Below are 24,273 nucleotides of genomic sequence, written 5' to 3'. Positions count from 1 at the left end.
CGCTCAGGTCAACAGGCGCACCAACTGGCCCGTCAGGTACAAGGCCAGCAGGAAGAAGCCCAGTCGCAGCAGGACGCGCTGGCAGACCCACAGCAGGGCTTTGCGTAGCGCTCGTAGCAGCGGCATGAGGAGGCTCAGCAGCAAGCTCGGCAGGTGCTGGAGCAGTCTCACTGCCAATCGTGCGCAGAGGGCCCATGTACCAGACAAAGCTAATACAAGCGGCCAGCAGTGCCAGTAGAAGAACCAACTTAGGCGACCGGAAGAGGCTCTTGCCGGCCTTGGCGTCCTGGGTCTTTCCGGTGGCGGTGGATTGGTAGACTGCGGGCTTCGCCAGTTCGCGACGGGACCAGCAGACAGAGCAGTCGCAATCCGGAGCATGCGGCTGATGCAAATAGTGGTTGAGCGGAATCACGGCGCAGCCCTCCCCGGTTACTCATCGTCGTAATCCCCTTGGCAGAAGATCGACTTACCCCGGTCGAGGTCGCGACGGATTTTGTGAAGGTTGATGACGCGGCGGCGGCCAATCTTGGCCATAGGGATGGTCTTGGTTTCGACCCAACCGCGCACCACGTCTTCCGTGATTTCTTCCATGCCCAGCATCTGAGCGAATACCGCCTGGGAGCAGAACGGAGCGGTACGAAAGTCCGTGACCTTTTCCATCGCACCCGTGACGGTGAACCCCACTATTCCAGACTCTTCCATGGGTTTACCCTATAATCGATTCAAACAGTGAAATCAAAATGCTTGAGTCAAACTATTTGAATGGATCCTGGAGAAAGACCTCGACCAATTCAAATTATTTATACAAAATGAGTACTATAAACGATCGCGTTAGAAGGATCGCGTCTATGGCTGGCATGGATAGGCTGGTCCGGGAGACCCCCATCGGCTCGAATAGGTGGCGGACCGTGCTCTATAACAAGGATGTACGCATCAGTACGGAAGAAATAGATGCATTAGGAGGCTTGTATCCGCAGTACCGCTGGTGGATGGTTAGTGGTGAGGTAGCCCCAGAAATTGGCCAAACCAGCCCAGAGTATGATGAAGCCAATAGAAACTTGATCACTCCCCACGCAGGATAGCGATCATAAGGAGAGCAGCAGAACGCTGGTTCACTCCACGGACAGGAGGCAGGGAATGAAGAAAGGTTCATATATCATCTCTCTTCTGGCGCTATGCAGTAGCGCTTATGCAGAAGATCCTAAACCATTAGCAACTCAAGCAGCTGAAGCAACCGCTCCGGTTGCTCGATCTATTGGCTCGGGGATCAACCGGATTACCACTGAGTTTTTGGCGGGTACTGACGGATTTTTAGGTGAAGGCGCACGTGCAAACCTTAAGATGCAAGATAAGCACGAAAGAGAGGCCAATAGAGGCGTAAGAAAGTCCATGAAGGATTGCATAAAGCCTGGCAATGTCATTGATGACGACGTGAAAGAGTGCACGGAAGGACTTCGACTCAAAACTTGGTAAACTTCCAACTTTAATTAACTTAAACTGCCAAGAGCAAGAATCCACCTTAGAGAAAGTCACAATGATCAATCAGAACTTCTCATCCAGAAGCTTTCTCAGATTAATCACAAAACAAGACTTCGCCGTATACACAATCGGAAAATCAAAAGACGAAGTTAAGCAATCCATGGAAGATGCGGAAACAACATGCCGAGCCCCAGGGTACAACTTCCAACCTTTCCAAAAATACAAAATGCCCCACGGCGATGTATATTGCCCACGCTGCCTTACCGACGACTTGGTGCTCAGAAAGCTCGATAACAATATCAAACGAATTCTTTCAGTTTCTCTCACCGACAGGAATCGCGTTGTACCTCAAATCAAGACGCTACTTCAAGAGGAGGGTGAGTTTTGGGTCCAAAAATTAGACATCAGCAAATTCTTTGAGTCAGTAGATAGAAGTTTACTCATAAAGAAGATCAACGACGACTACAGAATCTCGTTCGAGACAAAGCAATTCCTACGTCAGTTTTTCTGCCACCCAGACATATCGGGACTAAAGGGTCTTCCTAGAGGTGTAGCAATTAGCTCAACCTTAGCAGACATATATTTACGAGACTTCGACAATCAATGTAAGTCGCTTGATGGCTGCTACTATTATGCCAGATACGTAGATGACATAATTCTGCTTTTCTTCAAAGACCCATCCGAGCAAATAAAGTCCTTACAGCTTCCTCCCGGCCTATCCTTTAACGAAGAAAAAAATCGACTACTCTTTCACCCAGGCAAAGGTCCGGCCAAAACAAAGCAGAATGAAAACTTTATTACTTACTTAGGATATGAGTTCTCATTCATCAACAAAGGGCAAAACAAGTCCGCCGAGCTATTAGTCGGCATATCCCAGAGAAAGATAAAAAGACTGAAGAGCCGTGTAACTCTTGCGCTTTTTGATTTCTGCAACACAAAAAACTATCGATTACTAAAAAGCAGACTAACCTTTTTAGCCAGCAACTACAAAATCAAAGAAAAACAAAGTTCTGGAAACCTATATGCTGGAGTATTCTTCAACAACCAGCTAATCGATGACAACCGACTAAAAGACCTAAAAGAGATTGATGCGTATATAAACAAGGCTGTTTTCTCAAAAACTGGATCATTGGGAAAAAGACTCGCCCCTCTTTTAACAAAGGACAAGCGACGAGAGTTATGCCGGATATCCCTAGTTTCTGGCTTCAAGAAGAAGATTGTCCGCCCTTTCACACCCAATGAGCTGCGTATAATAAAGAGCGTCTGGCCTCATGCATAAATCAGCAAAACAAAAGATAAGAGTAAGAAAAAACGATCAGCACCGTGCCATGCTGACGGAGACGCTTCCATATGAGGTCCCTTTACTATTCTCTAATGAGGGATTATACATAGCAGCCAAGCGAGGAATAACAGCGGAAATTGGAAAGCTCCTAAAAATTTTTGAGCAAGACGTTACTATCCCCTACAAATACAAGATAAAGAAGAGCTCTTATGAGTCTCGCGGCCTAGCTGTTATGCATCCTGCACAACAATTGGCAGTTGGGCGATTTTACACTAAGTACGAGCACATTTTAGTTGCACTTTGTCAGCGGAGCCCTTTTACATTAAGAGCGCCTTCGAGAATAGCAAACTACTACTACGAGCGTGCCAGAGTAGAAAAGCCAGATTCAGCCAAAGCTGACCATGTCGAGCTAGATCACGATGGTTTCCAAGCGGAAGCAGCTACCGCAACCTCATACTTTACTTATAAAAAATACCCGTTCATGTACCACTTTTACGAGTCACATGAATTTATAAAACTGGAGAAGAAGTTCAAAATCCTCTGCCAAATAGACATTTCAGACTGCTTTAACAGAATTTATACCCACACCATCGCCTGGGCAGTTAAAGACAAGGCTTATGCAAAAAGCCACAAGACAAAGGCAAACTTCGAAAACAATTTTGACAAACTTATGCAGAACTCAAATCACGGCGAGACTGCGGGAATAATTATTGGACCAGAAGTATCTAGAATATTCGCTGAAATAATCCTACAAAGAACCGATCTTGAGGTCAAAAAAGCTGCAAAAGAACGTGGCCTTGAGCACGACGAAGACTATGCGGTTCGGCGCTATGTTGATGACTACTTTATTTACTCAAACAGCGAAGCAACAACAGACCTCATAAAATCACTTATTTCAAATTCACTATCCGAATTCAAACTAGGCATAAACCCAGCAAAAACAACACTTCATACCCGACCATATATCACAAGCACAACGATAGCAAAACACAACATCTCAAGCAGCATATCAGAACTTTTTAATAAGTATAGAATTCAGCATATAGAGCGCGACGAAAACAAGAAAATCACAAGCATAAAGACAGAGATAAAACCCATACAAAACACATTCACCACATCTCAGCAGGTGATTGCAGCCATTAAGCGTGCAATCGGCGAGAACGGATCTTATGATACCTCTGCAAACTATCTATTTGGATTAATAAAAAAACTTTTACAAAGCCTTCCGCAAAAAAGATACCAAGCCACTGACGGCAACGCCGAGCAAAATCTATACTCTTTCTTATCAGTAATACTAGATATAGTGTTTTTCTACTATTCAATGACCCCAAGAGTTCGGCAAACCTATCAGCTCTCAGAAATAATTCTTTTAGTATCAAACATCGCCAGGCACTGCCATCAAGATGTTCGCGACCAGCTTACGCAGAAAATAATTCACGAAGCCAGAGCGACAATGATCCGGGCAGTTAGAGAGAATCCTCATCATAAAATCGAGGTACTCAACCTATTAATTGCCCTACGCTGGCTGGGTGAAAGACATATATTAGATGACGATTTTATACATTTCCTCTTCGATCTAAAACAGGGAGAAACTGGAAAAATAGAATTCAACGGAACACCAGATTACTTCGAGATAATGTTGCTAATTGCTTACATTGGGGGAATTTCCAGACACACCAACATAATCACCTGCGCCATTGAGGAAATACAAAGCAGATTTACCCCTAATGACTGGCAGGAAAGCTCGGAACTCTGCTGTATTTTTCTAGACACAATGTCCTGTCCGTATATCTCCACCCTAGACAAAACAAAATTGTGCAAAACAGTTCTGCGAAAGATAACTGACAAGGACATAACCGCCAGATCCAGCAAGCTTTTAGAGCTAACTTCTAGCCGAAACTGGTTCTTCGACTGGGAGCTCCAAGGAGATCTCGCAACACAGCTCAGGAAAAAAGAGTTGCGCTCGGCCTACTGATAGATATAATTCGCACGGGAAGCAGGTCAATTGACCCAGGCTAGAGCTGGAATACCAGCGAATACGACGAAAACCAGTCCATCGATTATTAGTCGCACCCTGCACCGTATACGCGAACCGAGTTGGTGTTTTATTGCCTTTGAAGTTTGCGTTGGTGCTGGGACACACGATGAGCCGTGCTTCCCCCCTTCGGGGCCCCTCGATTGATCGAGCGCTACAGGCGGCGTACCTTTTAGATATTCTTATCCTCTGCCTTGTGTCCTGTATTTAGGAAGCAACAGCACAGCTCATTCATAGATGCTCTCGATATACAATTCGACTATGCCCTACCCCATCGGGCTAAACGAACTTTCTGCCGTACAGTACCGCTCCTTCATTTGATAGCTCCAATCTGATCGATCTTTACCAGCGCGAGCAGCCCAAGCTCGACATTGCTCCCGAAAGTGCACCTTCGCTCCCTTTCGGCGCTCTCGATACTCAACAGAACCCCAGCCTTGGTTCCGGCAGACAGATCCACCGTCAATCACGTTGTTAACGACAACCCACTCAGCCAGATATCCGCGGAGACATCTCGACGCTCGCGAATGATGTCGTTGACGGTCGGAACCGATACGTTGAGGGCTCGAGCCAAGGTCGTCGGAGTTATCCCCAGCTCCAGCAGGAACTCTTCACGGAGGACTTCCCCTGGATGGACGGGGCGCATTCCGTTGGTTTTCATGATCTCCCCCTCGTGGTAGCCCACTAATGGCCTGACTGAGTTAGCGATGCGGGCTATTTCTTCCAGGGATCGAGCGCTGGCTGCGCATCGATCCAGAGCATAACGGCCGATTCCAGCTCAGCCCGTCTCAATACTGAAAGAACACAGGTATCGAGCAGGATCATTCGTCGAAGTCCGCCGCACGGGCCTTGCTCTTATTAACAGGAGGCTCGATGTTCAGTTCACTTATGGATGCAAAGCGTGCGTGAATCCGACTACCCAAGCCTCCCCGCTTTTCACTCCCGGAGAGCGCCTGAGCCAGGATCACCAGAATCTCCTCCTCCATCGAACGACCATGGCTAGCAGCAACCACACGAAGTTTGGCCTCGAGGTCTGCTTCCAGGTTTCTGATGGTGACGTTGACCATAGGAACCTCCAATGCGATCGGGATCAAAGCTCATCCAACGAAACATCCCTGGAAGGCTCTTCGCGACGCTGCCCCACGATCAGGCACAACTCGACATCGTCGTCAGCCGTTTCAGTAACGTCGGATATCTCGATCGACTGCATTAACGTAGATAGAGGCATGAAGGGCTCCAAGTGCTCAGGTGACATGCTCATGATGTTCGAGGAGCGTCCCGGAATGCTCTGCAAGATTAGGGTGCCCCTTCCTTGCATCCTGTAATGCCTGGCGAAGGTGTGCCGTAGGACGTGAACCGTCGACCTGGAGCCTCCACCTCCCCGTCCGCCGATGACCAGGCGGTTGATGTCATCTACTCCCCTTATCCCCCTTACGCGTCCTTTTACGACGATTCGGCTTGCCTGCCTCCATCTGAGCCAGCGAGCGTGCCAGGTGAGCGGCGTTAGCCGGGGACCTCAGCAAGTGGAAGGTTTCCACCAGGCTGTTGAAGTCATCGAGCCTGTCCATAAGCCGCATCTGTCTTTGCTCCCTATGCGGATATCGTCTTCCCCTCACAGGTACCTCACCCACTTCGCCCTGGCACTGGCCTTCACGTCGCAGTTGGACAAGCACGAGCCCATGCCCGGAATATCCTCCGGCCTGTAGTCCGGCGGGAGGTTCGCCAGGTCGAGTTCGAGGTCGTTCAGGAAGTCGCTGCTGCCCTCTCCCCAGCCGGCGGCGGTGATGTAGCCGCGGATCTTGCTGTCGCCCGTGGCGGACAGGCGGTTGCCGGCGATGACGCTGCCGTTGATTTCGCTCTGGCTGCCGAGGGTGATGTCGCCGCCCTGGAGCTGGCCGTCGACCACGCCGCCGGCCAGCAGTCCTATGTTGCCGATGGAGTTGCTCTTCAGCTTGTCCTTCGCCATGTCGCACAGGTTGCTGGGGTAGAGCCCCGTGAAGTCGATGTGGGGGTACTGGATGCTGCAGATGAACTTGAAGTCGCTGTAGTTGACCGCCGAAACGACCACCTGGCCGCCGGTACTGATCGAGCGGGTCGACAGGAAGCTGTTGTGGTAGTTGCCGTTGGAGATGTGCAGGTCCCCTTCGAACCACAGGACGCCGGGCGCCAGGCTCTTGCCCGCCAGGGTCCACTTCCTGTTCCGACTGTCGTAGGACAGGCAGCCCTGCTCGCTCGCGTGGCCCTGGCAGATCGTCCGGGCCTGCCGGCGATCGGCCGGGGCCGGGTCGAGGCAGTTGGCGCTGGTGTCGACCTGTAGGCAGAGGAAGTCCCTCCAGCCCCTGCCGTCGTGGGAGTAGTTGCCCAGGAAGTACTCGCCATCGGCGAGGCCGTTGACGTTGCGCACGGTCACCCGGCGTTGCCCCGCCGCGAATTCGAAGACGTAGTTGGCCCCCGCCTTGAGGGTGTAGGCGTCCACCGTCGGTTTCTGCGGCATGACGTAGGGTTCGAGCTTGGCCATCAGTTCGAAGCTGACTTCCGCCGGCGCCTGGACCTTGTCGATGGCCGGGCAGTTGCTGACGGCCAGCGCCCTGATGCTGTCGAACGTGGTCCAGCCTGCCGCCGGGCAAGTGATGGTCGCCCGGCTGTTGATGGTCCGCACGTTGAGCCAGGCGTTGATGGCGATGTTCCCCACCGCATTGGCCGTTTCGGCCATGCCGTTGCGCAGGGTGAGCGTCCTGCCGGCGATCAGGCTGCCGTAGCCGGAGCCGCCGGCGCGGATCTCGCCCAGGGCGTTGCCGGTCTCCACGCGGCCGTTGTCGATGAGCAGGTTGCCGTTGGTGTTCAGTTCTCCGCTCTGCGCCCCGCTCTGCATGGCGATGCCGCCCAGCGCCGAGCCCTTGAGCACGGAGGCCGAGCCTTTCAGCGTCAGGGTGCCGTTGGCGTAGGCCTCGCCGACGCTGGCGTTGCCTTCGAGGGTGATGTCCTTGGTCGCGCGCAGCGCCTCCACGCCGTTGACCGAGCCCTTGAGGGTCGCCGAGCCATCGACGTTGAGCTTGGCGTTTTCCTCGCCCTGGATGTCGATGTCGCCGGAGGCGTTGAGGTCGCCGTGGATGTCGATGACGCCGCCGTTCTCCGGGCCGGGGGCGCTGCCGGGCGTCACCTGGTAGACGACCCGCAGCAACGTCGCCGCCTGCGCCACCGCATGCCGGTTGCGCAGGTCGGCGGTGATGCTGTACGCCCTGTCCTCCTCCGCCTCCCCGGGCGGCTCGACGTCGATGATCTTCAGCGTCAGCGCATTGCTTCCCAGGCTGGCCTCCCGCTCGTCGCCCACGGCCAGTCGGGCCAGCCGGGATTCGTCCTCGGGCAATTGCGAATCCTCCTCCGCCAGCTTCAGGAAGTACCGGCGGAAGACCTCCACGCCGCTCCAGGCGCCGGCCTGGGACTGGCTGGCGGCCTGTGCCGCCACTTGCCGGTCCTGGTTGCCGCGCACGCTGAAGATCAGCGACAGGGCGATGACGCCCAGCGCCAGGGCGCTGACCAGGACGGTGAGGATGGTTGCCGCGCCGCGTTGGCGAGAGGGTGCATTCATGATGGACGATCCCCGTCAGGCGTCGGATACAGGAAGGTTGAGGAGGCAGATGCGATAGCTGACCGGAGGCACGTCGGCCCCGGCCTGCTGCGTCGAGCTGGGCGCGGAGAGGGTGACCGTGGGGTGCCTCCGGGCCTCGCCTATCGCGCCGAACGGCGAGCACACCTCCTCCGCCAGTTCGATGCGCAACTGGCTTTCGTTGCGGTTGCGGAACAGCAGCAGGTCCTCGGCCGGCGCCCAGGCGAGGCTCGCCAGGCCGGTACCCAGCGAGCAGTCGGGCGCCCGCAGGCGCGAGAGGATGCGCAGGGGCTGGCCGCTTTCCGCATCGCGCCCCGCCCGCTCGACGAGGCCGCCGCAGGTGGGCCGCGCGCCGTCCCGGAAGCGCCAGAGCAAGGCCTCCCGGGGCTCCGCCTGGCCGTCCAGGGCGAGCCGCGCCACGGCCAGGGCCTCGCCCGGGGCCGCCGCCATGCCGTAGCCCGCCCCCTGGATGTCCATCTGCAGCGAGGCCAGGGCCGTGGCCAGCTCGCCGTCCTGGTTGGCCTCGCGCCTGGCCTGGGTGCCGATGGACGAGAAAGTCCTCAGGCTGGTCATCAGCACCAGCATCACCAGCACCGAGATCAGCAGGCCCACCATCAGGCCGACCAGGCTCATGCCCCCTTGCCGGCCGCTCATGCCCCGCCTCCCACGCTGATTTCGCCGCCGTCCAGGGACACCTTGAGCAGCAGCGGCGGGCTGATCTTCCCGAGGGTGGTGCCGGCCACCTGCACGGTGGTCGCGGCACACCCGCTCACCGTCAGCGGGATCGGCCGGGCGGAGCCGGGCAGTTGGATGACGGCCCCTTCGCGAGCGCACAGGTCGACGCCTTCCTGGCCATTGCGCTGCAGCAGGTCGCGCATCTGCGCCACCGCCAGGGCCTGCAGGTTGCCGTTGCGCTGGTTGGCCAGGGTCATGGCCATGCCCAGCGCCAGCCCCAGGCAGAGGATCGACATCAGCACCACGCCGATCAGGGCATCCAGCAGCACGTAGCCCTGCTGGCCGCGGGCCTCAGTGGAGGGAGATGGAAAGACTGGAGCGTCCATAGACAAGTTCGAGCTCGTTGCCGGCGCAGGTGGCCTCCGTGCTGGAGCTCCCGCGGTTGTTGAAGGACATGCAGACCACGGGGGCGCTCCCGGCCTTGGGGCGCGTGGTCAGCTTCTCGGGCAGGCTGGCCTGCCAGAGCACTGGCGAGGTACAGCTGGCGGGGGTGTCGGCGTCCCTGGCCGAGCGCACGGTCAGTTGGCCCTTGCCCAGGCAGACGAAGCTGGCCGCCCGGTCCCTGCCGATGCCGTGCGGGTTGCGCAGGGCGGCGGCCTTGGCCCGGCCATAGGCCTCGCGCCAGATGCCTTCGGCGGTGTTCAGCCTGGCGTGCTCGACCCAGGCCGTGGTGAAGGGGGACGCGAGCATCGCCAGCAGCCCGATCAGCGCCACCACCACCATCATCTCGATCAGCGTGAAGCCGGCGTGCTTCGGGTTCATTTCCAGTCCCTGCCGCCGCCATGGGGGCAATCGCCCCGGCGCACGCCCTTTTCGTCGATGCTCATGTTGCAGTCCCTCGCCGAGCCGCTGAGCCCGGCGCCCCTGGCCTTGGCCCGGTAGCCGCCGGGCAGCGAGCTCACCGAATAGCTGAAGGCCCGCTCGGACGGGCGCCAGCTGTCGAACTGCCGCATGACCGCGGAGGTGCCCTTGAACTCGCCCTCGGGAAAGGCCATCGCGCGCTGGTAGCCGGCCTCGATGACCATGCTCAGGGCGACGAGGTCCACCTGCGCGGAGCGGATCCGCGACTTGTTGATGTAGTGGTCGTACGCCGGGAATGCGATGGCGGAGAGGATGCCGACGACCGCAACGGCGACGAGCAGCTCGATCAGCGAAAAACCGCGCTGTCGACAATCGAGTGGACGATGACGCATGTCTGGACTTGCTCTGGAGGAGTGGGAAACGGTTCCGCGCGGCATTGCGCGTCTTTTTCCACTTAAAGTCACGGAGCGGGGAAAAGCCACCGGGAGAAAGCAAAACAACGGAAGGACTCACATTTAAGCGGCCGAACGGAATAAGTCCGCACTCGCTCTGCAAACCCCGTCAATCAAAAAGTCCAGCTTGCTTCTCAAAACGTTATATTTCTTAGGAATCTTCCGTAATACGGGCGCCCCGAATCGACGCGGCGTATATCCATGGGATCTCGAAAAAGCATCAGCCGGATGAAAAGTACAATCTAAAAACCGTAAATTACCGGGCGACTTGGATATCGCACCGAACTCACCAGGCAGAAATCACGCTTACCAACTTCCCCATATATTTCCTACAAACTTTCGAGAATAAGACTTCCTGAAAAGTAACGATTGTTTCACCCAGGGAAAAACTCCTTCGCACGCTCGTTAGCTAGCTAACGGCAACCCCGGACGCTACCTTTGTCCCGGCAGGTTCTTCCATTTCCTGCACTCCCGCATGGCCATTGCCCGCCCCCGCTCCGAGCGGGCAATGGTCTCTTTTTCCCGCTCGTTCAGGACGTCGCCATGCGTTACCTCGTCCGCACACTGGTTGTGGTTTGTCTTTCCCTGTTCCTGGGGCTGGCGGCCCGGGAATGGACCTTGTTCGTCCAGGCGCTGCCCATGGGCGGTGGCCTGCGCGCGATGCTCGCGGTGCTGCCGCTGCTGGCCGTGGGCAGCGGCAGCGCGACCTGGCTGGCCGCCCATCCCGAGCAGGGGTAGCCCTAGAGCCGCTGCAGCACGCCCTCGCCCACCACGCGGGTGGTTTCCAGGCCATGGTCGAGATGGCCTTCGTCGCGCAGGAAGCCTTCTACCGCGCGCTCGATGCGCGCGGCGCCGGCTTCGTCGTGCCAGTGGAAACGCAACAGCATGGAGGCACTCAGGATGGCCGCCAGCGGGTTGGCGCGGCCGCTGCCGGCGATGTCGGGGGCGCTGCCGTGGACCGGCTCGGCCAGGGCCAGCCGCTCGCCCAGGTTCAGCGAGGGCGCCAGGGCCAGGCCGCCGCCCCAGTGGCTGGCGAGGTCGGAGAGGATGTCGCCGAACAGGTTGCTGGTGACGATCAGGTCGAAGGCTTCCGGGCGCTCCACCAGTTGCAGGGCGGCCACGTCCACCAGGCGCTCGTCGAGCACGTCGCCCCAGCCTTCGGTCACCAGCAGGTCGCGGCAGGTGTCGCGGAACAGGCCGCAGGTCAGCGGCAATACGTTGGCCTTGTGCACCAGGGTGATGCGCCGCGCCTGGCGCTGCCGGGCGATGCGCGAGGCGGCCTGGGCCAGGCGGGCGCAGGCGGCGCGGCTGATCACCCGCTCGGCGATGGCCACGCCGTCGGCCTCCCAGTGCTCGCGGCCGCTGTACAGGCCTTCGCTGTTCTCGCGCAGGACCAGCAGGTCGACGCCGGCGCGGGGCGACACCACCGGCCAGGTGCGCACCGGGCGCAGGTTGAGGTACAGGCCCAGTTCCTGGCGCAGGCGCAGGATGGCGCTGCGGTAGCCTTCCACCTTGTGGCTGGGCGAGGACACCGCGCCGAACAGCCCGGCCCCGCATGCCCGCAGGGCCTCCAGGGTGGCTTCCGGCACCGAGGTGCCATGGCGCTGGAAGCAGTCCCAGCCCGCCTCGGCCTCGCGCAGGCGCAGCCCGGGCAGCAGCTTCTGCAGCACGGCCACGGCCGCCGGCAGCACCTCGCGGCCGATGCCGTCGCCGGGGATCACGCAGAGTTCACGCATGCTCGTCTCGTCGTGGACAACCTACCCACTATCTTCGGGCCAGCCGGCCCGCCCGGCGAGGCAGGCCGGACGACCGGCAGGGACGGCTCAGAGCTGGCCGATGGGGCGCAGGCGGTACTGCGGCGGCAGTTGGTCCAGGCCACTGACGGTGACGTTGAGGTTCTTCCAGCGGCCGTCCTTGATGCCGTAGATGCAGCCGTGCACCGACAGCGGCTGGCCGCGGTGCCAGGCGTTCTGCACGATGTTGGTGTGGCTGACGTTGGCCACCTGCTGGATGACGTTCAGCTCGCACAGGCGGTCGACGCGCTCTTCCTCGGTGGCGAACTGCGCCAGGTGCTCGCGGTACTCGTAGGCGAGGTCGCGGATGGTCCGCAACCAGCCGTCGATCAGGCCGAACTGCTGGTCCTGCAGCGAGGCGCGCACGCCGCCGCAGCCGTAGTGGCCGGTGACCAGGATGTGCTTCACCTTGAGCACGTCCACCGCGTACTGGATCACCGACAGGCAGTTGAGGTCGGTGTGCAGCACCACGTTGGCGACGTTGCGGTGGACGAACAGGTCGCCGGGCAGCATGCCGACGATCTCGTTGGCCGGCACCCGGGCATCGGAGCAACCGATCCACAGGTACTCGGGGGCCTGCTGGCGCGCCAGTTTGGCGAAGAAATCCGGGTCTTCTCGGTTGATCGCCTCGGCCCAGCGGGCATTGTTCTCGAACAGCTGTTCCAGGTCGCTCATGGTGGCTCCTCCTCTTCGGCTGGCGCACCTTACGTAACGCCGGCGGCCTTTGACAAGCGCTACCGCTCAGGGCGTGGCGTGCTGCCGCCACCAGCGCGGCAGGCGCGGCTCCAGTTGCCCGGCCAGCTGCTGCCAGGCAGCGTGCCAGGCCTCCGCCTCGGCGGCCAGGCGCGCCCAGTCGGGGTTGCGGCGGTCCAGCGCAGCGAGCTGCTCGGCCTCGAGCCAGGCGTGCCCGGCGCGCAGGGCCGCGGCGAACTCGGGGTCCACCAGGGCGCGCCGATGCACCGCCTCGAAGCGGCACCACAGCGCCTGCTCCAGCGGATCGTCGACCTTGCTGAGCAGGCTGGCGCCGGCGGCCGCCTCGAAGCCCAGTGGCTGGAACAGCGACAGGCACGGCGCCGAGGTGCCGGTGGCGGCCAGGCGCGGACCGTCCGGGCCCAGGCGGGCGATGAGGCTGGCGGTGGTCTGCGAGGGGCGCCAGAAGCTGCCGGCGTGCATGCACACCTGGCGGTTGTCGTGGCGGGTGAAGTTGTGGTCGCGCCGGCCATGGTTGCGCAGGGCCACCACCAGGGCCTCCCAGCCGGGCTCGCGCGGGCAGCTGGCGAGGAACTCCTGGTTCAGCCGCCGGCGCTGGTGCGCCCCGGCCACCCAAGGCAGCAGGCGGCCATCGAAGGCGCGGGCGAAGTGGAAGTCGCCGCGGCCGTTCCAGCAACCCAGGCGGCGCGCGTGGGCCGGCAGGTCGTGGCTGCACAGGTCGTACTCGTGGCCGATGCTCAGGGCGTTGGAGATGGCCCAGCGCTGCACCCGCCGGGCGGCCCACAGGCGGCCGGCGGTCTCCAGCACCCAGGCCTCGCCGGCGTCGGCGATGACGAAGCTGTTGTCGTAGCGCAGGCGCTTGTTGCGAAAGCCCGCCGGCCCGCCCTGGCCGTGGCGCTCCAGCAGGCCGGTGATCACCTCCAGGGCCTCGCGCGCGCTGGCGCCGCGCTCCAGGCCCAGGCGTACCAGGTCCATGCCCAGCAGCGCCTCGCCGCCCTGGTCCACCAGGCGGGTGAAGACCGCTTCGTTGCCGATGGCCACGCCATGTTCGTTGACGCCCATTTCCGCGCCCCACAGCCAGCTGGGCTGGCTGAGGATGACGGCATGGCGGTCGGGTACCTGGGGGATCTCCAGGTAGGTGGTGCGCAGCTGCCTGGCCGTATCGCCGTGCACCGCCGGCAGGCGCAGCAGGCGCTGCGGCTCGGAGGGCTCGCGGTCGCTGTTCTTGGCGAACCAGGTGCAGCCGTCGGCGCGCAGGACGAGGGTGTCACACATGGACGCCCTCCTGCCGCGCGCCGGCGGCATGTGAGGCGGGAAGCGGATGACGACGGGCAGGCGCCGCCGCTGCAGCGGTTGGCTTCATGTCGCGACCTTGTTCTTGTTATTGATCGCCCAGCCTACGCCTGTGCGCGGCGGCCGGATATGGCCGGGATGCCGGTCAGTCGAGCAGCGTGCAGGCCATCACCAGGGCGTCCTCGCGCCCGCCCACCGCCGGGTAGTAGCCGCGCCGGCGGCCGATCTCGTTGAAGCCGAAGCGCTCGTACAGGCGGTAGGCGCTCTGGTTGGTCTCGCGCACCTCCAGGAAGCACTCCCGCGCGCCCAGCTCGCCGGCCCGCGCCATCAGGTGCTCGAGCAGGCGCAGGCCGAGGCCGCGGCCCTGGCTCTCCGGCTTCACGGTGATGTTCAGCAGGTGCGCCTCGTCGAGGATGATCTGGATGACGCCGTGGCCGACCTGCTGGGTGCCTTCGAACATCAGCCAGCAGTCGTAGCTCTTCAGGCCGTCGGTGAAGATGCCGCGGGTCCAGGGGTGGCTGAAGGCGGCGTACTCGATCTTGAGCACGGCATCGAGGTCCGCCTCGGTCATCGGGCGGAAGGAAATCGCGTCGGTCATTCTGCGTTCTGGTCCATCCAGCGCTGGCGCACCCGGCGCATGGCGCGCCACAGCTCGCCCTTGAGGGCGGGTTCGTCGCTCAGCCGCTCCAGGCCCGGGATGGCCCAGGCCACGCCGAGCTCCTCGATCTGCAGCTCGCGCAGCAACGCCTCGTCGTCCGCCTCGCCGGCGAAGCGCACGGCGGGCCGGCCGACCAGCCACAGGCAGCGGCACGGGCCGCTGTCTTCCAGGCGCGCGGCGACGAAGCCCTGGACGAATTCGCGGGCCGCCTGCGGCCCCTGGTCCATGTTGCCGCCGGAGAGCAGCGGCCAGCGCACCGGCTCGCCGAGCAGTTGCGGGCTGTCCGGCAGGCCGGCGGCGCGCAGCAGGTCCTTGAGCAGCAGGTAGGCCGGGTCGCGGCTGGCCAGGGGCTCGCCGGTGGGCAGTTCGACCAGCAGCGCACAGGCGCCGGCGCGCAGCAACTGCAGGCTGAAGCGCGGCGGCGGCTCGACCGGCGCGCGTGGCGCAGGCGCCTCGGCTTCGGCAGGCGCCTCGGCGGCCACCGGCGTGCGGGCCTGGGCGGCGGGGCGCGGCACCACCACCGGGATCGACGGCCGGGCCTCGGGGGTGGGCGCCGGCTTCTCCGGCGCGGCGGCCGGCGTGCTGGCGACTTCGGGCGCAACGCTCGGCGCCGGGGCCTGGACGGGCTCCGGCGCTTCCAGCAGCTGCGGGCGCGAAGGCGCGGCGAAGGGCAGCACCACGCGCGGCAGCCAGGAGGCGACCTGCATGGCGCCAAGATAGGCGCGGCGGCGGGCTTCTTCGATCAAGAGTCCTGTACCTGTGGGCATCCTGCGGGCGCAGGGCTAAACGCAACGGAGCGGAATTGTCGCGTGAAACGCGCCCGACGGAAAGGCCGGCCGGCGGATGGGCCGCTCAGCAGCCCTTGTTCATGCCGACGCAGGTGTCCTGGCGGGGGATGCCATTGAAGGCCTGGTTGAAGTCGATGTTGATCGGCGAGACCAGGTTGCCGTTGGCGTCGCGGTACTTGGGCATGTTCATGAAGGCGCCCTTGAGTGCGGTGATCATCTGCCCGGTGTCCATGTCGCGCCACTGCACGTCCTGGCTCTGCAGGGAGATGAAGAAGCCCTTGGCGGCGCCGGCCAGGCCGGCCTGGCTCAGGTCGCCCACCGGCAGCGACTGGAACTGGCTGAGCTTGAAGCAGGTGGTGATGCCGAGGATGGCGCAGCTGTTGGAAGTGAACAGGCCGGTGACGATGTCCGTCCACAGCGGCACGCAGCCGTTGGTGCAGTCCAGTTGCGAGCCGTTGGTCATGCCGGCGTAGGTGCCGCGCACCGGGTCGCTGGCGCCGCCGGAGGTGACCAGGCCGGCATCCGCCTCCACCGTGCTGCTGCGGTAGATGCCCGCCAGGCCGAGCAACAGCTGTTGCCCTACCGTGGCCTTGTTGTAGATGGCGTCGGCAGTGCCCTTGATATGCACCGGAATGTTCCCGGTCAGCGACTGGATGTCGCCGGAAAGCACGCCCTTGGCCTGGTTGAAGCCGATGCGCACGCCGACCATCTTGTTGCCGTCGTAGGCGAACTCGACGTACGGATCGACGATGGTGAAGGGGTTGATCTGCCCGGTCTGGTTGTTCACCGTGCCCAGGGCGAAGTTGTTGATGGAAATGTCCGCGCTGTTGGCGGCTTCGCCGGCGCGGTCGTAGAGGCCGAGCTGCAGCTTGTTCATGTTCAGTTGCGTCTCCACCGTGGCGCCGATGTTCAGCCGGGTGTAGTTGATCCCCGCGGCGGCGTCGGTGGCCAGGTTGATGAAGGCCTGGCCGGTGACGTCGGACAGCTGGCTGTCGCTCAGCGCCCGCAACTCGGCGTTCGCGCCGCCGGCCAGGCACAGCAGCAGGCCGGTCAGCAGCAGGCGCCGCATGGAAAAGAGCCTCATTGGTTTTCCCCCTGGAGCTTGGTCCCGGCCATGCGAGCTCCCCTCATCGTGCCGGGACCTGGAACAGGTTGAGGTTGCCCTGCACGTGCAGCACGCCGTCGACGCGGGCGCTGAGCAGGTCGGTCTGCACCAGGCCCGCATCGGTGCTGCGGGCCTTGTTGGCGCCGGCCAGGGTCATGCTGACGCCGTTGAAGTTGACGTCCTTCAGGCCCACCCGCAGGACCTGGCGGTTGAAGGCGGCACCGTCGCCACCGAAGCCACTGTTGATGGAGAGGATGTCGACCGTGACCTCGTCGAAGCTGAAGGTCCCGCTGATGTTGTCCAGCACCAGGAAGTTGTTGCCGCTGCCCGCCGGCTGGATCGCCACGCGCGCGCCGCAGCCACCCGGGCAGCGGGTGATGCTGGGGGTCTTCTGGACGTTGACCGTGACGCCCAGGCTCAGGCCGTCCTGGCCGACCACCAGGCCGAGGTCGTCGTCCGGCAGAGTGCGCAGCTCGGCCTGCGCGGCCGTGCCGGCCAGCAGCGCCAGCAGCGCGACGGCGCCGGCCCGTGACAGGCGCCTGGTCGGCAGCAGCGGTGGAAGGTTCATCGTGCCGTGCTCCGCTCAGAGGTTGTGGGACGTGACTTTGAGGTAGTTGAAGCTCAGCCCGGACAGCTCGCTGCGCCCCAGGTTGACCCCGCCGGTCGGCACCGCGCCGTAGGAGGCCCGGGTGCCACCGATGTTCAGGTTGTCGATCACCAGGCTGGTGCGCGGCGCGTTGGCGTAGAAGTCCGCCGCGGCTGCCGCGGTCAGCGTGGGCAGCTCCAGGGTGAAGTTGCCGTCGGCGGTCACCGACAGCAGCAGCGGCTGGGACTTGCCGTAGCCCAGGGCGACGCTGGCGTAGGCGTTGGTCAGGTAGACGCTGCGCGCGGCCTTCTCCGCCGCGCTGGCACAGCTGGCGTTGCCCGCGGCGCAGGAAAGGATGTCCAGGGTCTTGGCATAGAGGTTCAGGCGCAGTTCGCCGACCAGTTGGCTGCGCGCGCTGGAGCCCCACAGGCGCAGGTAGCTGCCGTCCATCGCCAGGTCCTGGAAGTCCAGGGCCAGCACGTCGGTGCGGGTGCCGCCGCTGACCGGCACGGTGAAGTCGAAGCGCGCCCCCAGGTCGACCTTCTCGCTGGCGCGGCTCGAACAGCCGTTGCCGGCGCCGGCGAAGCCGCTGATGCAGGGCTGCCCGGCGTTGTTGGCGATCAGCGGCGGGAAGGCCAGCTCGAGCACGTCGGCGTCGCTGGGCAGGGTGTTGACCACGCGGCCGTCGTTGAGCTGGGTGGTGAGTACCGAACCCTTGGCCAGGTTGAGCTTGAAGGGATAGGTCAGGCGGCCGATGGTGACCGGCTGCAGGTTGCTGCCGTGGTTGCTGCCGGTGGCCCCCAGGTAGAGGTTGCGCACCGCGATGGACACGTCCTTGCCGTTGGGGTCCTTCAGCCCGGTGACGGTGGTAGTGGCCTTGCTGCCGTCGATCATGGCGTTGTCCACCACGAAGCCGATGCCGGCACCCTGCACGTCGGATAGCTGATCGTCGTCCAGGGCGACCATGTCGGCATGCGCCGCCAGGGCCATCCAGGCAAGGCAGGCGCCCGTCGCCAGCGCAAGGCGGGTGGGGCGCGGAAGGCTGATACGGCTGCTGGCCATGGCCACCTCTTGTTCTTTTCTCGTTCGCCGATCCAGGGACAAAAGCCCTGTCTGCCACTATAGGGAGCCGTCGGCCCTTGCGGCCCGACCCATAGTCGAGAATCGCCTGCTGGCAGCTGGCCGCCGTGTTACCCAAGGTCACACCGGCGTAACAACCCCGTCAGCCGTGGCGGAACAGCCCGATCAGGTGCTCGGCGATGGCGCCCTTGATGGCCTCAAGGTTCAGCCGCGACTGCGCCTGCAGCTTGGCGCTGTTGAGCCGGTGCAGGTGCAGCGAGGGCATGCGCGCCTCGTACTCGCGCAGGTCGCCCTTGACCAGCACCGGCAGGAAGGGCTCGTCGCGCATGCGGTAGCGGCGGATCAGCAGCTTCAGGCCGTCCTGGAACGGCAGCTCGGCGGAGCCCACCAGGCGGTGTTCGCCGGGGATCTTCAGGTACAGGCCGCGGTGGCCCATGGTTTCACCGGGCAGGATGTGGATGCCGGTGGGCTCCACGGCGCCGGCGGGGATGTCGTGGAAGGTGTCGAACCAGGCCTGCTCGTTGGGCAGGATGGTGATGCCGCCCTCCTGGCTCTCCGGGATCACGAAGCTGTAGTTGCTGTAGAGCTTTTCCACGTAGGAGGAGTAGATGCACAGGCGGTTCTCGAAGCGCCTGAGGAAATCGATGGCCTCGCTGCGGTCGGTGATGGCGTCCAGGTCCCAGTCCAGGTCATCCTGGCGCTCCAGTTCGGCCCAGCGGGCCTTGGCGAGTGCGGCGTCGTAAGTCATGGCGGCAATTGGCTATTGGCTGAGAGCCAACTGGCAGAAAACATGCCAGCAATTTCAGGGGGTTAACGCCAGTTTTCAGGGCCATGGCGGCACCCCGCACGGCGTAAACTGCCGCGTTTCGTCACCCCTTCCGCCGCGGGCGGACCTTTGCAGTACAATCGCCCCCTTTACCCGTCACCTGCGGTTACCCGATGATCGACCCCCGACGCGTACTGCGCGCCCTCGCCGAACACTGGGCCCTGCTGGAGCCGCTCTGCGAGCGCTTCGACAGCGGCACCCTGAGCCTGGCCGAGCTGCGCCTGCAACTCACGGCGCAGCTGCCCGAAGGCAGCCCGGCGGACGTCACCGCCCTGCTCGACCAGTGGATCCGCCTGGACATCCTGGTGCCGGTGGCCAAGAGCCCCAACCGCTTCGAGCTGAACGCCCAGATCCACGACTTCCTCGCCTACCTGCGCCACGAGCACCGCCTGGGCCTGTGCCTGGAGATCGAGGCCTACCTGCGCCACCTGGAACGCCTGGCCGGCTACATCCGCGACGCCTTCGAGGTGCGCGACGGCAACGACCTGGCGCGCCAGCTGCGGCTGCTCGACATGCGCGTGCGCGACGTGCTGAAGAAGCTGGCCAACGACGAACAGGCGCTGATCGCCGTGGCCGAGCGGGCCAAGACCAGCGACCGGCAGATTCCCCTGCGCCAGCGCTACGCCGAGGTCCTGGCGACCTGGGACGAATACGTCGAGCCGATGATCCAGCTGGTTTCCGCCGACGGCGCCTTCGAGCAGGGCGTGCGCCGCGTCGAGCAGGTGCTGCTGCGCCTGCTGGGCGAACAGCAGCGCCTCGGCCAGCTGGTGGACGACGACCAGTTGCTGCGCACCCACGCGCGCATCCTGGAGATGCAGACCACCGCCCAGCTCACCCTGCGCCGCGCCCGCGAACTGCTGCTGCCGCTGCGCGAGGAAGCCCGTAGGCACAACGCCATCACCCGTGGCGCCGCCCTGGCCCTGTCGGTGATCCGCCGCAAGGGCATCGAAGCCGTGCCGCAGGCCTCCATGCCGCTGTTCACCCGGCCGCAGAGCACCTTCCTCGGCAGCGCCTCGCAGGTGGAAAGCTACGTCTTCGCCCTGGCCCGCTTCGAGCCCAAGCCGGCGCACTTCCCCAAGGCCAGCGGCAAACGCGGCGGCGACGGCCCGCGCGCCGCGCCGCGCACCGCGCGGGAGATGCTCGAGCGCTGCCAGGCCGCCCTGCCGCTGCCGGACCTGATGGTCTGGCTGCTGGAGCAGGAGCCCGAAGGCGCCACCGACGAGCTGCTCTACTGGTTCTCGCGCCTGTCGCGCGACGGCCGCTTCCAGCGCGAGCGCCTGGAGCGCCGCGACTACGATACCGCCCAGCACAGCGTCAGCCTGTGCTCCTTCGCCCTGCTGGCCGCCCAGAGCGGCAAGGGCGACAAAGCGAGCGAAACCCATGCAGATTAATCTTTCCGAACTGACCCAGCTCGGGCCCATCTTCCGCGAGCTGTTCAAGGGCTTCCACATCAGCCGCCGCGACCCCGAGCTGTACAGCCAGCTGTCCAACCAGCAGGACCAGTACCGCGCGCTGTTCCGCTCGCTGGGCTTCGAGCTGGTCTGCGACACCCGCGGCTTCTACTACTTCGTGCCGGAGCAGGTCGGCGCCCAGGTCAACAAGACCGCCCAGCGCCTGGCGCTGTTCACCTTCATCCTGGTGGAGCACCTGGCCGACCAGGGCCGCGACCCGCTGGCCGTGCTCGACGGCGGCAGCATCGGCCGCGACGAGCTGCCGCCGCTGCTGGAGAAATACCGCGACCTGTTCCTGCAGGCCGAAGTGACCACCCAGGAAGAACTGGAAGAGAAGGTCATGCGGCGCATGACCCAGCTCGGCTTCGCCGCCGAGGACAACGGCGTGTACCGCTTCCTGCCACCGATGCACCGCTTCCTCGACGTCTGCCTGTCGGTGCAGCAGGACCGCGACCTGGCCGCCAGCCTGCACGCCAAGGACCTGGCCTACGTCGCCCCGGCCCTGGCCGAGGAAGACGAAGAGCCCATCGTCAGCCTGGAAGAGCCCTGCGAGCCGGCGCCGCTGCTGGCCGAAACCGCCGCGGTTGAAGCCGGGGAAAGCGAGGAAGACGCCCTCGCCCGCGCCATCGCCGAAGAACAAGCCGACATGGAGGCCCAGGCATGACCCAGGAACGCTACGGCATTCGCCGCTTCGCCCTGCTCAACACCGCCGGCTACAGCCTCGGCATCTTCCCCCTGGAACAGCCGCTGTCGGTGTACGGCGCCAACAACCTCGGCAAGTCGGCGTCGATCAACGCGCTGCAATTCCCGATCCTGGCGCGCATGTCGGACATGAGCTTCGGCAAGTACAGCCTGGAAGCCTCGCGCAAGTTCTACTTCGCCACCGACACCAGCTACATCCTCATCGAGCTGGAACTGCCCCACGGCCGCCACGTCATCGGCTGCGGCGGGCGCGGCCCGGGCGGCGGCTTCGGCCACCAGTTCTTCGCCTACCAGGGCGAGCTGGACCTGGAGCACTACCAGAAGAACGGCACCTGCCTGCGCCTGCGCGAGCTGTACGCCAGCCTCGAACGCGCCGGGCTGAAGGCCTACGAACTCAAGCCCGACGAACTGCGCCGGCTGCTGGTCGGCGGGCACACCTCGGTGCCGCTGGACCTGACGCTGATCCCGCTGCGCTCCACCAGCGAACAGAGCCTGAAGACCTTCCGCTCGCTGTTCATCAACCTGCTGCACATGCGCGAGATCACCGCGGCCAAGCTCAAGCAGCTGTTCCTCGACGCCTTCGAGCACAGCCTGCGCTCGGGCAGCGTCGACTACATCGCCGCCTGCGAGGAAGCCTTCCGCGACGTGCGCCGCATGGAAGGCGACTACCAGGCCCTGGTGGCCGCCGGCCCGCTGGTCGAGGCACTGGCCAACGGCGTGCAGCAGCGCGAATTCCTGCGCGGCAAGATGCACCGCCTCTCGCCGCTGCTCGACAACCTGCTGGGCACCTGGGAAGACTACGCCGGGGCACGCAAGGAAGAGCTGGTGATCCAGGCCGAGCACTACCGCAACGAGCAGGACGGCCTGCAGAACGAACAGCGCGGCGGCACCGCCGAACTGATGCGCCTGGAGCGCGAGATCAGCGAGATCCAGCGCTGGATGGGCGAGCTGGCGGTACTGAAGAACCGCTTCGCGCTGGTCGAGGACGCCAAGATTCTCGAGCAGCAGTTGCTCGCCGCCAAGGACGCCCACGACGAACTGGCCGGCGCCCTGGCGCACTCGCGGCAGTTCACCAGCGAGGACCTCGACGAGCGCGTGCGCGACCTGGAGAAGCGCGTGAAAAGCGTGCGCCAGCAGCTCGAACACGCCGACAACAACAGCTACGCCCGCCTGCGCGAAGAGTTCTCGCAGCAGGACGTGGAACGCCTGATGCGCCTGTTCAACGGCGCGCTGTTCAGCCTGCCGCTGGGCGACAAGGGCGTGAGCCTGGACGAGGACGGCCAGTGGGTCGGCAGCGTCGAGAAAATACTCGACGCCTTCAAGGGCGAGCGCTTCGAAGTGCCGGGCCTGTCCATCGACCTCTCACACATCGAGCCGCCGGCGCTGCAGGCCCTGGCCGACCGCGCCGCCCTGCGCGACCAGAAGGAACGCCTGGAGAAAGAGCTCAAGCAGCTCAAGACCCAGCAGGCCGTGGCCGCCGACCGCCACGCCAGCAAGGCCCAGGCCGACAAGCTGTACCAGGAGGTGCTGGACGCGCAGAAGGCCCTGGAAGACTACCGCCGCAGCCAGACCCTGAGCGCCGAGGAGCCGGCCAAGCTGGAAACCCTGGCGCAGCTGGAAGCCACCCAGGACGAGCTGAAACGCTCGGCCGACGCCTTCACCGAACGCGTCCAGCAGCTGTCCGCCAAGCTGCAGCTGGTGGGCCGCCAACTGGCCGACCTGGAAGCCAAGCAGCGCACCCTCGACGACGCCCTGCGCCGCCGCCAGCTGCTGCCCGCCGACCTGCCGTTCGGCACGCCGTTCATGGAGCCGGTGGACGACTCCCTGGACAACCTGCTGCCGCTGCTCAACGACTACCAGGACACCTGGCAGCAACTGCAGCGCATCGACGGCCAGATCGAAGCGCTGTACGCCCAGGTGCGCCTGAAGGGCGTAGCCAAGTTCGACAGCGAGGACGACCCCGAGCGCCGCCTGCAGCTGCTGATCAACGCCTACGCGCACCGCACCGACGAAGCCCTGACCCTGGCCAAGGCGCGGCGTGCGGCGGTGACCGACATCGCCCGCACCCTGCGCAACATCCGCAGCGACTACGACAACCTGGAACACCAGCTGGCGCTGTTCAACCGCGAGATCAACAAGCGCCAGGTCTCCAACCTGCAGAGCTTCCGCATCGTGCTGGCGCCGAACAAGGACGCCCTCAAGCACATCGACCAGATCATCCACAGCGCCGGCCAATACGAGGAAGGCGAGAACCTCTCGGTGTTCGACCTGACCCAGAGCGCCGAGCAGGATGCGAAGAACGAGGAAGCCAAGGACTACCTGTCGCGCCTGGTGGCGGCGAACAACAACCAGTTGGGCCTGAAGGACCTGTTCGAGCTGGCGTTCGAGATCACCAAGGTCGGCGGCCAGCCGATCGTCCACACCGACATCGACGGCGCCGCCTCCAACGGCACCACCATGACCATCAAGGCGCTGACCAACATGTACCTGTTGCTGCACCTGATGGACCGCGAGCAGGCCGGGCGCATCCGCCTGCCCTACTACCTCGACGAGGCCGCCGACATCGACGAGCGCAACCAGGCCGCGCTGCTGGAGACCAGCCTGCAGCTGGGCTTCGTGCCCATCCTGGCGAGCGTCAAGCCGCAGGTGTCGGCGCAGGTGGCCATCGACCTGGAAGGCGGCAGCGGGCCCAGCGGCATCTACATCGACGAGGCGGACTGGAAGTTCATCCGCCGCCGCGAACTCGCCGTCGACCGCCCCGCCACCGAGGCCGAGGAGGCCGCGGAACCGGCCTGACCGCCCGCCGCCGCCGGCACGCAACCGGCGGCGGTGTTCATGAGCAAGCTATGGAGTTTGGCCGGAAAGGCCAGGTTACATATAATGGCTTGCATT

24 protein-coding genes and 2 pseudogenes are annotated in these 24,273 nt (G+C 63.2%); 7 read left to right on the top strand and 19 right to left on the bottom strand.

Annotated elements, in window-relative coordinates; all coding sequences use genetic code 11:
- Positions 1 to 3 precede the first annotated feature (3 nt).
- The 3 genes and pseudogenes from VV867_RS03015 to VV867_RS03005 form a co-directional block, all read right to left on the bottom strand.
- On the bottom strand, positions 4 to 126 hold the full coding sequence (locus tag VV867_RS03015; protein ID WP_328565675.1) for a hypothetical protein: 123 nt from the start codon (positions 124 to 126) through the stop codon (positions 4 to 6).
- A gap of 178 nt (positions 127 to 304) precedes the next feature.
- Positions 305 to 412, bottom strand: a pseudogene (gene pflM / locus VV867_RS03010) (lysogeny maintenance protein PflM); the annotation flags it as partial.
- A 17-nt stretch (positions 413 to 429) separates the two neighbouring features.
- The gene (locus VV867_RS03005; RefSeq protein WP_328565585.1) at positions 430 to 702 is read right to left on the bottom strand and encodes a DNA-binding protein; all 273 of its coding nucleotides are present in this window, start codon (positions 700 to 702) and stop codon (positions 430 to 432) included.
- Positions 703 to 1,137: 435 nt separating this feature from the next.
- Here VV867_RS03005 and VV867_RS03000 point away from each other — a divergent pair, with 435 nt between their 5' ends.
- The 3 genes from VV867_RS03000 (at position 1,138) to drt3b (ending at position 4,736) form a co-directional block, all read left to right on the top strand.
- Entirely contained in the window at positions 1,138 to 1,473 is a 336-nt protein-coding gene (locus VV867_RS03000) for a hypothetical protein (RefSeq protein WP_328565584.1), read from the top strand.
- Between the two features lie 61 nt (positions 1,474 to 1,534).
- The gene (gene drt3a / locus VV867_RS02995; protein ID WP_328565583.1) at positions 1,535 to 2,758 is read left to right on the top strand and encodes an antiviral reverse transcriptase Drt3a; all 1,224 of its coding nucleotides are present in this window, start codon (positions 1,535 to 1,537) and stop codon (positions 2,756 to 2,758) included.
- Positions 2,751 to 4,736, top strand: a complete 1,986-nt coding sequence (gene drt3b / locus VV867_RS02990; protein WP_328565582.1) for an antiviral reverse transcriptase Drt3b — start codon at positions 2,751 to 2,753, stop codon at positions 4,734 to 4,736. The genes drt3a and drt3b overlap by 8 nt, the downstream gene beginning before the upstream one ends.
- Positions 4,737 to 5,283: 547 nt before the next feature.
- Here the strand turns inward: drt3b and VV867_RS02985 are convergent.
- The 7 genes and pseudogenes from VV867_RS02985 to VV867_RS02955 all read right to left on the bottom strand — a co-directional run.
- Positions 5,284 to 5,454 (bottom strand): annotated as a pseudogene (locus tag VV867_RS02985) (HigA family addiction module antitoxin); the annotation flags it as partial.
- A 160-nt stretch (positions 5,455 to 5,614) separates the two neighbouring features.
- A complete protein-coding gene (locus VV867_RS02980; protein ID WP_328565581.1) occupies positions 5,615 to 5,860 on the bottom strand; it encodes a FitA-like ribbon-helix-helix domain-containing protein in 246 nt (81 codons plus the stop codon).
- A gap of 545 nt (positions 5,861 to 6,405) precedes the next feature.
- The gene (locus tag VV867_RS02975; RefSeq protein ID WP_275627698.1) at positions 6,406 to 8,382 is read right to left on the bottom strand and encodes a polymer-forming cytoskeletal protein; all 1,977 of its coding nucleotides are present in this window, start codon (positions 8,380 to 8,382) and stop codon (positions 6,406 to 6,408) included.
- Positions 8,383 to 8,397: 15 nt separating this feature from the next.
- Positions 8,398 to 9,054 carry a PilW family protein gene (locus VV867_RS02970; protein ID WP_275627699.1) on the bottom strand — a complete coding sequence of 219 codons (657 nt, stop codon included), beginning with the start codon at positions 9,052 to 9,054 and terminating at the stop codon, positions 8,398 to 8,400.
- Positions 9,051 to 9,461: a type IV pilus modification PilV family protein gene (locus VV867_RS02965; RefSeq protein ID WP_275627700.1), complete on the bottom strand. Its 411-nt coding sequence runs from the start codon at positions 9,459 to 9,461 to the stop codon at positions 9,051 to 9,053. Before VV867_RS02965 ends, VV867_RS02970 begins: the two co-directional genes overlap by 4 nt.
- On the bottom strand, positions 9,427 to 9,897 hold the full coding sequence (locus tag VV867_RS02960) for a pilus assembly FimT family protein (RefSeq protein WP_275627701.1): 471 nt from the start codon (positions 9,895 to 9,897) through the stop codon (positions 9,427 to 9,429). Before VV867_RS02960 ends, VV867_RS02965 begins: the two co-directional genes overlap by 35 nt.
- Positions 9,894 to 10,328: a type IV pilin protein gene (locus tag VV867_RS02955; RefSeq protein WP_275627702.1), complete on the bottom strand. Its 435-nt coding sequence runs from the start codon at positions 10,326 to 10,328 to the stop codon at positions 9,894 to 9,896. Before VV867_RS02955 ends, VV867_RS02960 begins: the two co-directional genes overlap by 4 nt.
- A gap of 603 nt (positions 10,329 to 10,931) precedes the next feature.
- Between VV867_RS02955 and VV867_RS02950 the strand changes: the two genes are divergently transcribed.
- Positions 10,932 to 11,126 carry a hypothetical protein gene (locus VV867_RS02950; protein ID WP_089391182.1) on the top strand — a complete coding sequence of 65 codons (195 nt, stop codon included), beginning with the start codon at positions 10,932 to 10,934 and terminating at the stop codon, positions 11,124 to 11,126.
- 2 nt (positions 11,127 to 11,128) lie between these two features.
- On the opposite strand, the gene VV867_RS02945 is transcribed toward VV867_RS02950, so the two are convergent.
- The 9 genes from VV867_RS02945 to VV867_RS02905 form a co-directional block, all read right to left on the bottom strand.
- Positions 11,129 to 12,124 (bottom strand): isocitrate/isopropylmalate dehydrogenase family protein, encoded by a 996-nt coding sequence (locus VV867_RS02945; protein ID WP_275627703.1) that lies wholly within the window; start codon positions 12,122 to 12,124, stop codon positions 11,129 to 11,131.
- An 87-nt stretch (positions 12,125 to 12,211) separates the two neighbouring features.
- Positions 12,212 to 12,856: a carbonate dehydratase gene (gene can / locus VV867_RS02940; RefSeq protein ID WP_089391184.1), complete on the bottom strand. Its 645-nt coding sequence runs from the start codon at positions 12,854 to 12,856 to the stop codon at positions 12,212 to 12,214.
- Positions 12,857 to 12,922: 66 nt separating this feature from the next.
- Positions 12,923 to 14,167, bottom strand: coding sequence for a C69 family dipeptidase (locus VV867_RS02935; protein ID WP_275627704.1), 1,245 nt, complete (start codon positions 14,165 to 14,167; stop codon positions 12,923 to 12,925).
- A 163-nt stretch (positions 14,168 to 14,330) separates the two neighbouring features.
- Positions 14,331 to 14,783, bottom strand: coding sequence for a ribosomal protein S18-alanine N-acetyltransferase (rimI, locus tag VV867_RS02930; protein WP_009617416.1), 453 nt, complete (start codon positions 14,781 to 14,783; stop codon positions 14,331 to 14,333).
- Entirely contained in the window at positions 14,780 to 15,589 is an 810-nt protein-coding gene (locus tag VV867_RS02925) for an energy transducer TonB (RefSeq protein WP_109936216.1), read from the bottom strand. Before VV867_RS02925 ends, rimI begins: the two co-directional genes overlap by 4 nt.
- Before the next feature lie 106 nt (positions 15,590 to 15,695).
- Positions 15,696 to 16,715, bottom strand: coding sequence for a DUF6160 family protein (locus VV867_RS02920; RefSeq protein ID WP_328565580.1), 1,020 nt, complete (start codon positions 16,713 to 16,715; stop codon positions 15,696 to 15,698).
- A gap of 43 nt (positions 16,716 to 16,758) precedes the next feature.
- The gene (locus VV867_RS02915) at positions 16,759 to 17,304 is read right to left on the bottom strand and encodes a DUF6160 family protein (protein WP_275627706.1); all 546 of its coding nucleotides are present in this window, start codon (positions 17,302 to 17,304) and stop codon (positions 16,759 to 16,761) included.
- Positions 17,305 to 17,319: 15 nt separating this feature from the next.
- Positions 17,320 to 18,384 carry a hypothetical protein gene (locus tag VV867_RS02910; RefSeq protein WP_425343489.1) on the bottom strand — a complete coding sequence of 355 codons (1,065 nt, stop codon included), beginning with the start codon at positions 18,382 to 18,384 and terminating at the stop codon, positions 17,320 to 17,322.
- A gap of 160 nt (positions 18,385 to 18,544) precedes the next feature.
- The gene (locus VV867_RS02905) at positions 18,545 to 19,150 is read right to left on the bottom strand and encodes a hypothetical protein (protein ID WP_109936215.1); all 606 of its coding nucleotides are present in this window, start codon (positions 19,148 to 19,150) and stop codon (positions 18,545 to 18,547) included.
- Positions 19,151 to 19,341: 191 nt separating this feature from the next.
- On the opposite strand from VV867_RS02905, the gene mksB reads away from it, so the two are divergent.
- The 3 genes from mksB to mksF are packed head-to-tail and all read left to right on the top strand — an operon-like array spanning position 19,342 to position 24,177.
- The gene (gene mksB, locus VV867_RS02900; RefSeq protein ID WP_275627707.1) at positions 19,342 to 20,619 is read left to right on the top strand and encodes an Mks condensin complex protein MksB; all 1,278 of its coding nucleotides are present in this window, start codon (positions 19,342 to 19,344) and stop codon (positions 20,617 to 20,619) included.
- Entirely contained in the window at positions 20,609 to 21,343 is a 735-nt protein-coding gene (gene mksE / locus VV867_RS02895; protein WP_275627708.1) for an Mks condensin complex protein MksE, read from the top strand. Before mksB ends, mksE begins: the two co-directional genes overlap by 11 nt.
- Positions 21,340 to 24,177: an Mks condensin complex protein MksF gene (mksF, locus tag VV867_RS02890; protein WP_275627709.1), complete on the top strand. Its 2,838-nt coding sequence runs from the start codon at positions 21,340 to 21,342 to the stop codon at positions 24,175 to 24,177. Before mksE ends, mksF begins: the two co-directional genes overlap by 4 nt.
- Positions 24,178 to 24,273 lie beyond the last annotated feature (96 nt).

The sequence above is a fragment of the Pseudomonas sp. JH-2 genome, assembly GCF_036231725.1.
Taxonomy (GTDB): domain Bacteria; phylum Pseudomonadota; class Gammaproteobacteria; order Pseudomonadales; family Pseudomonadaceae; genus Pseudomonas; species Pseudomonas delhiensis.
Note: the sequence above shows the minus strand (reverse complement) of the source record. Positions and strands in the feature narration are given on the sequence as shown.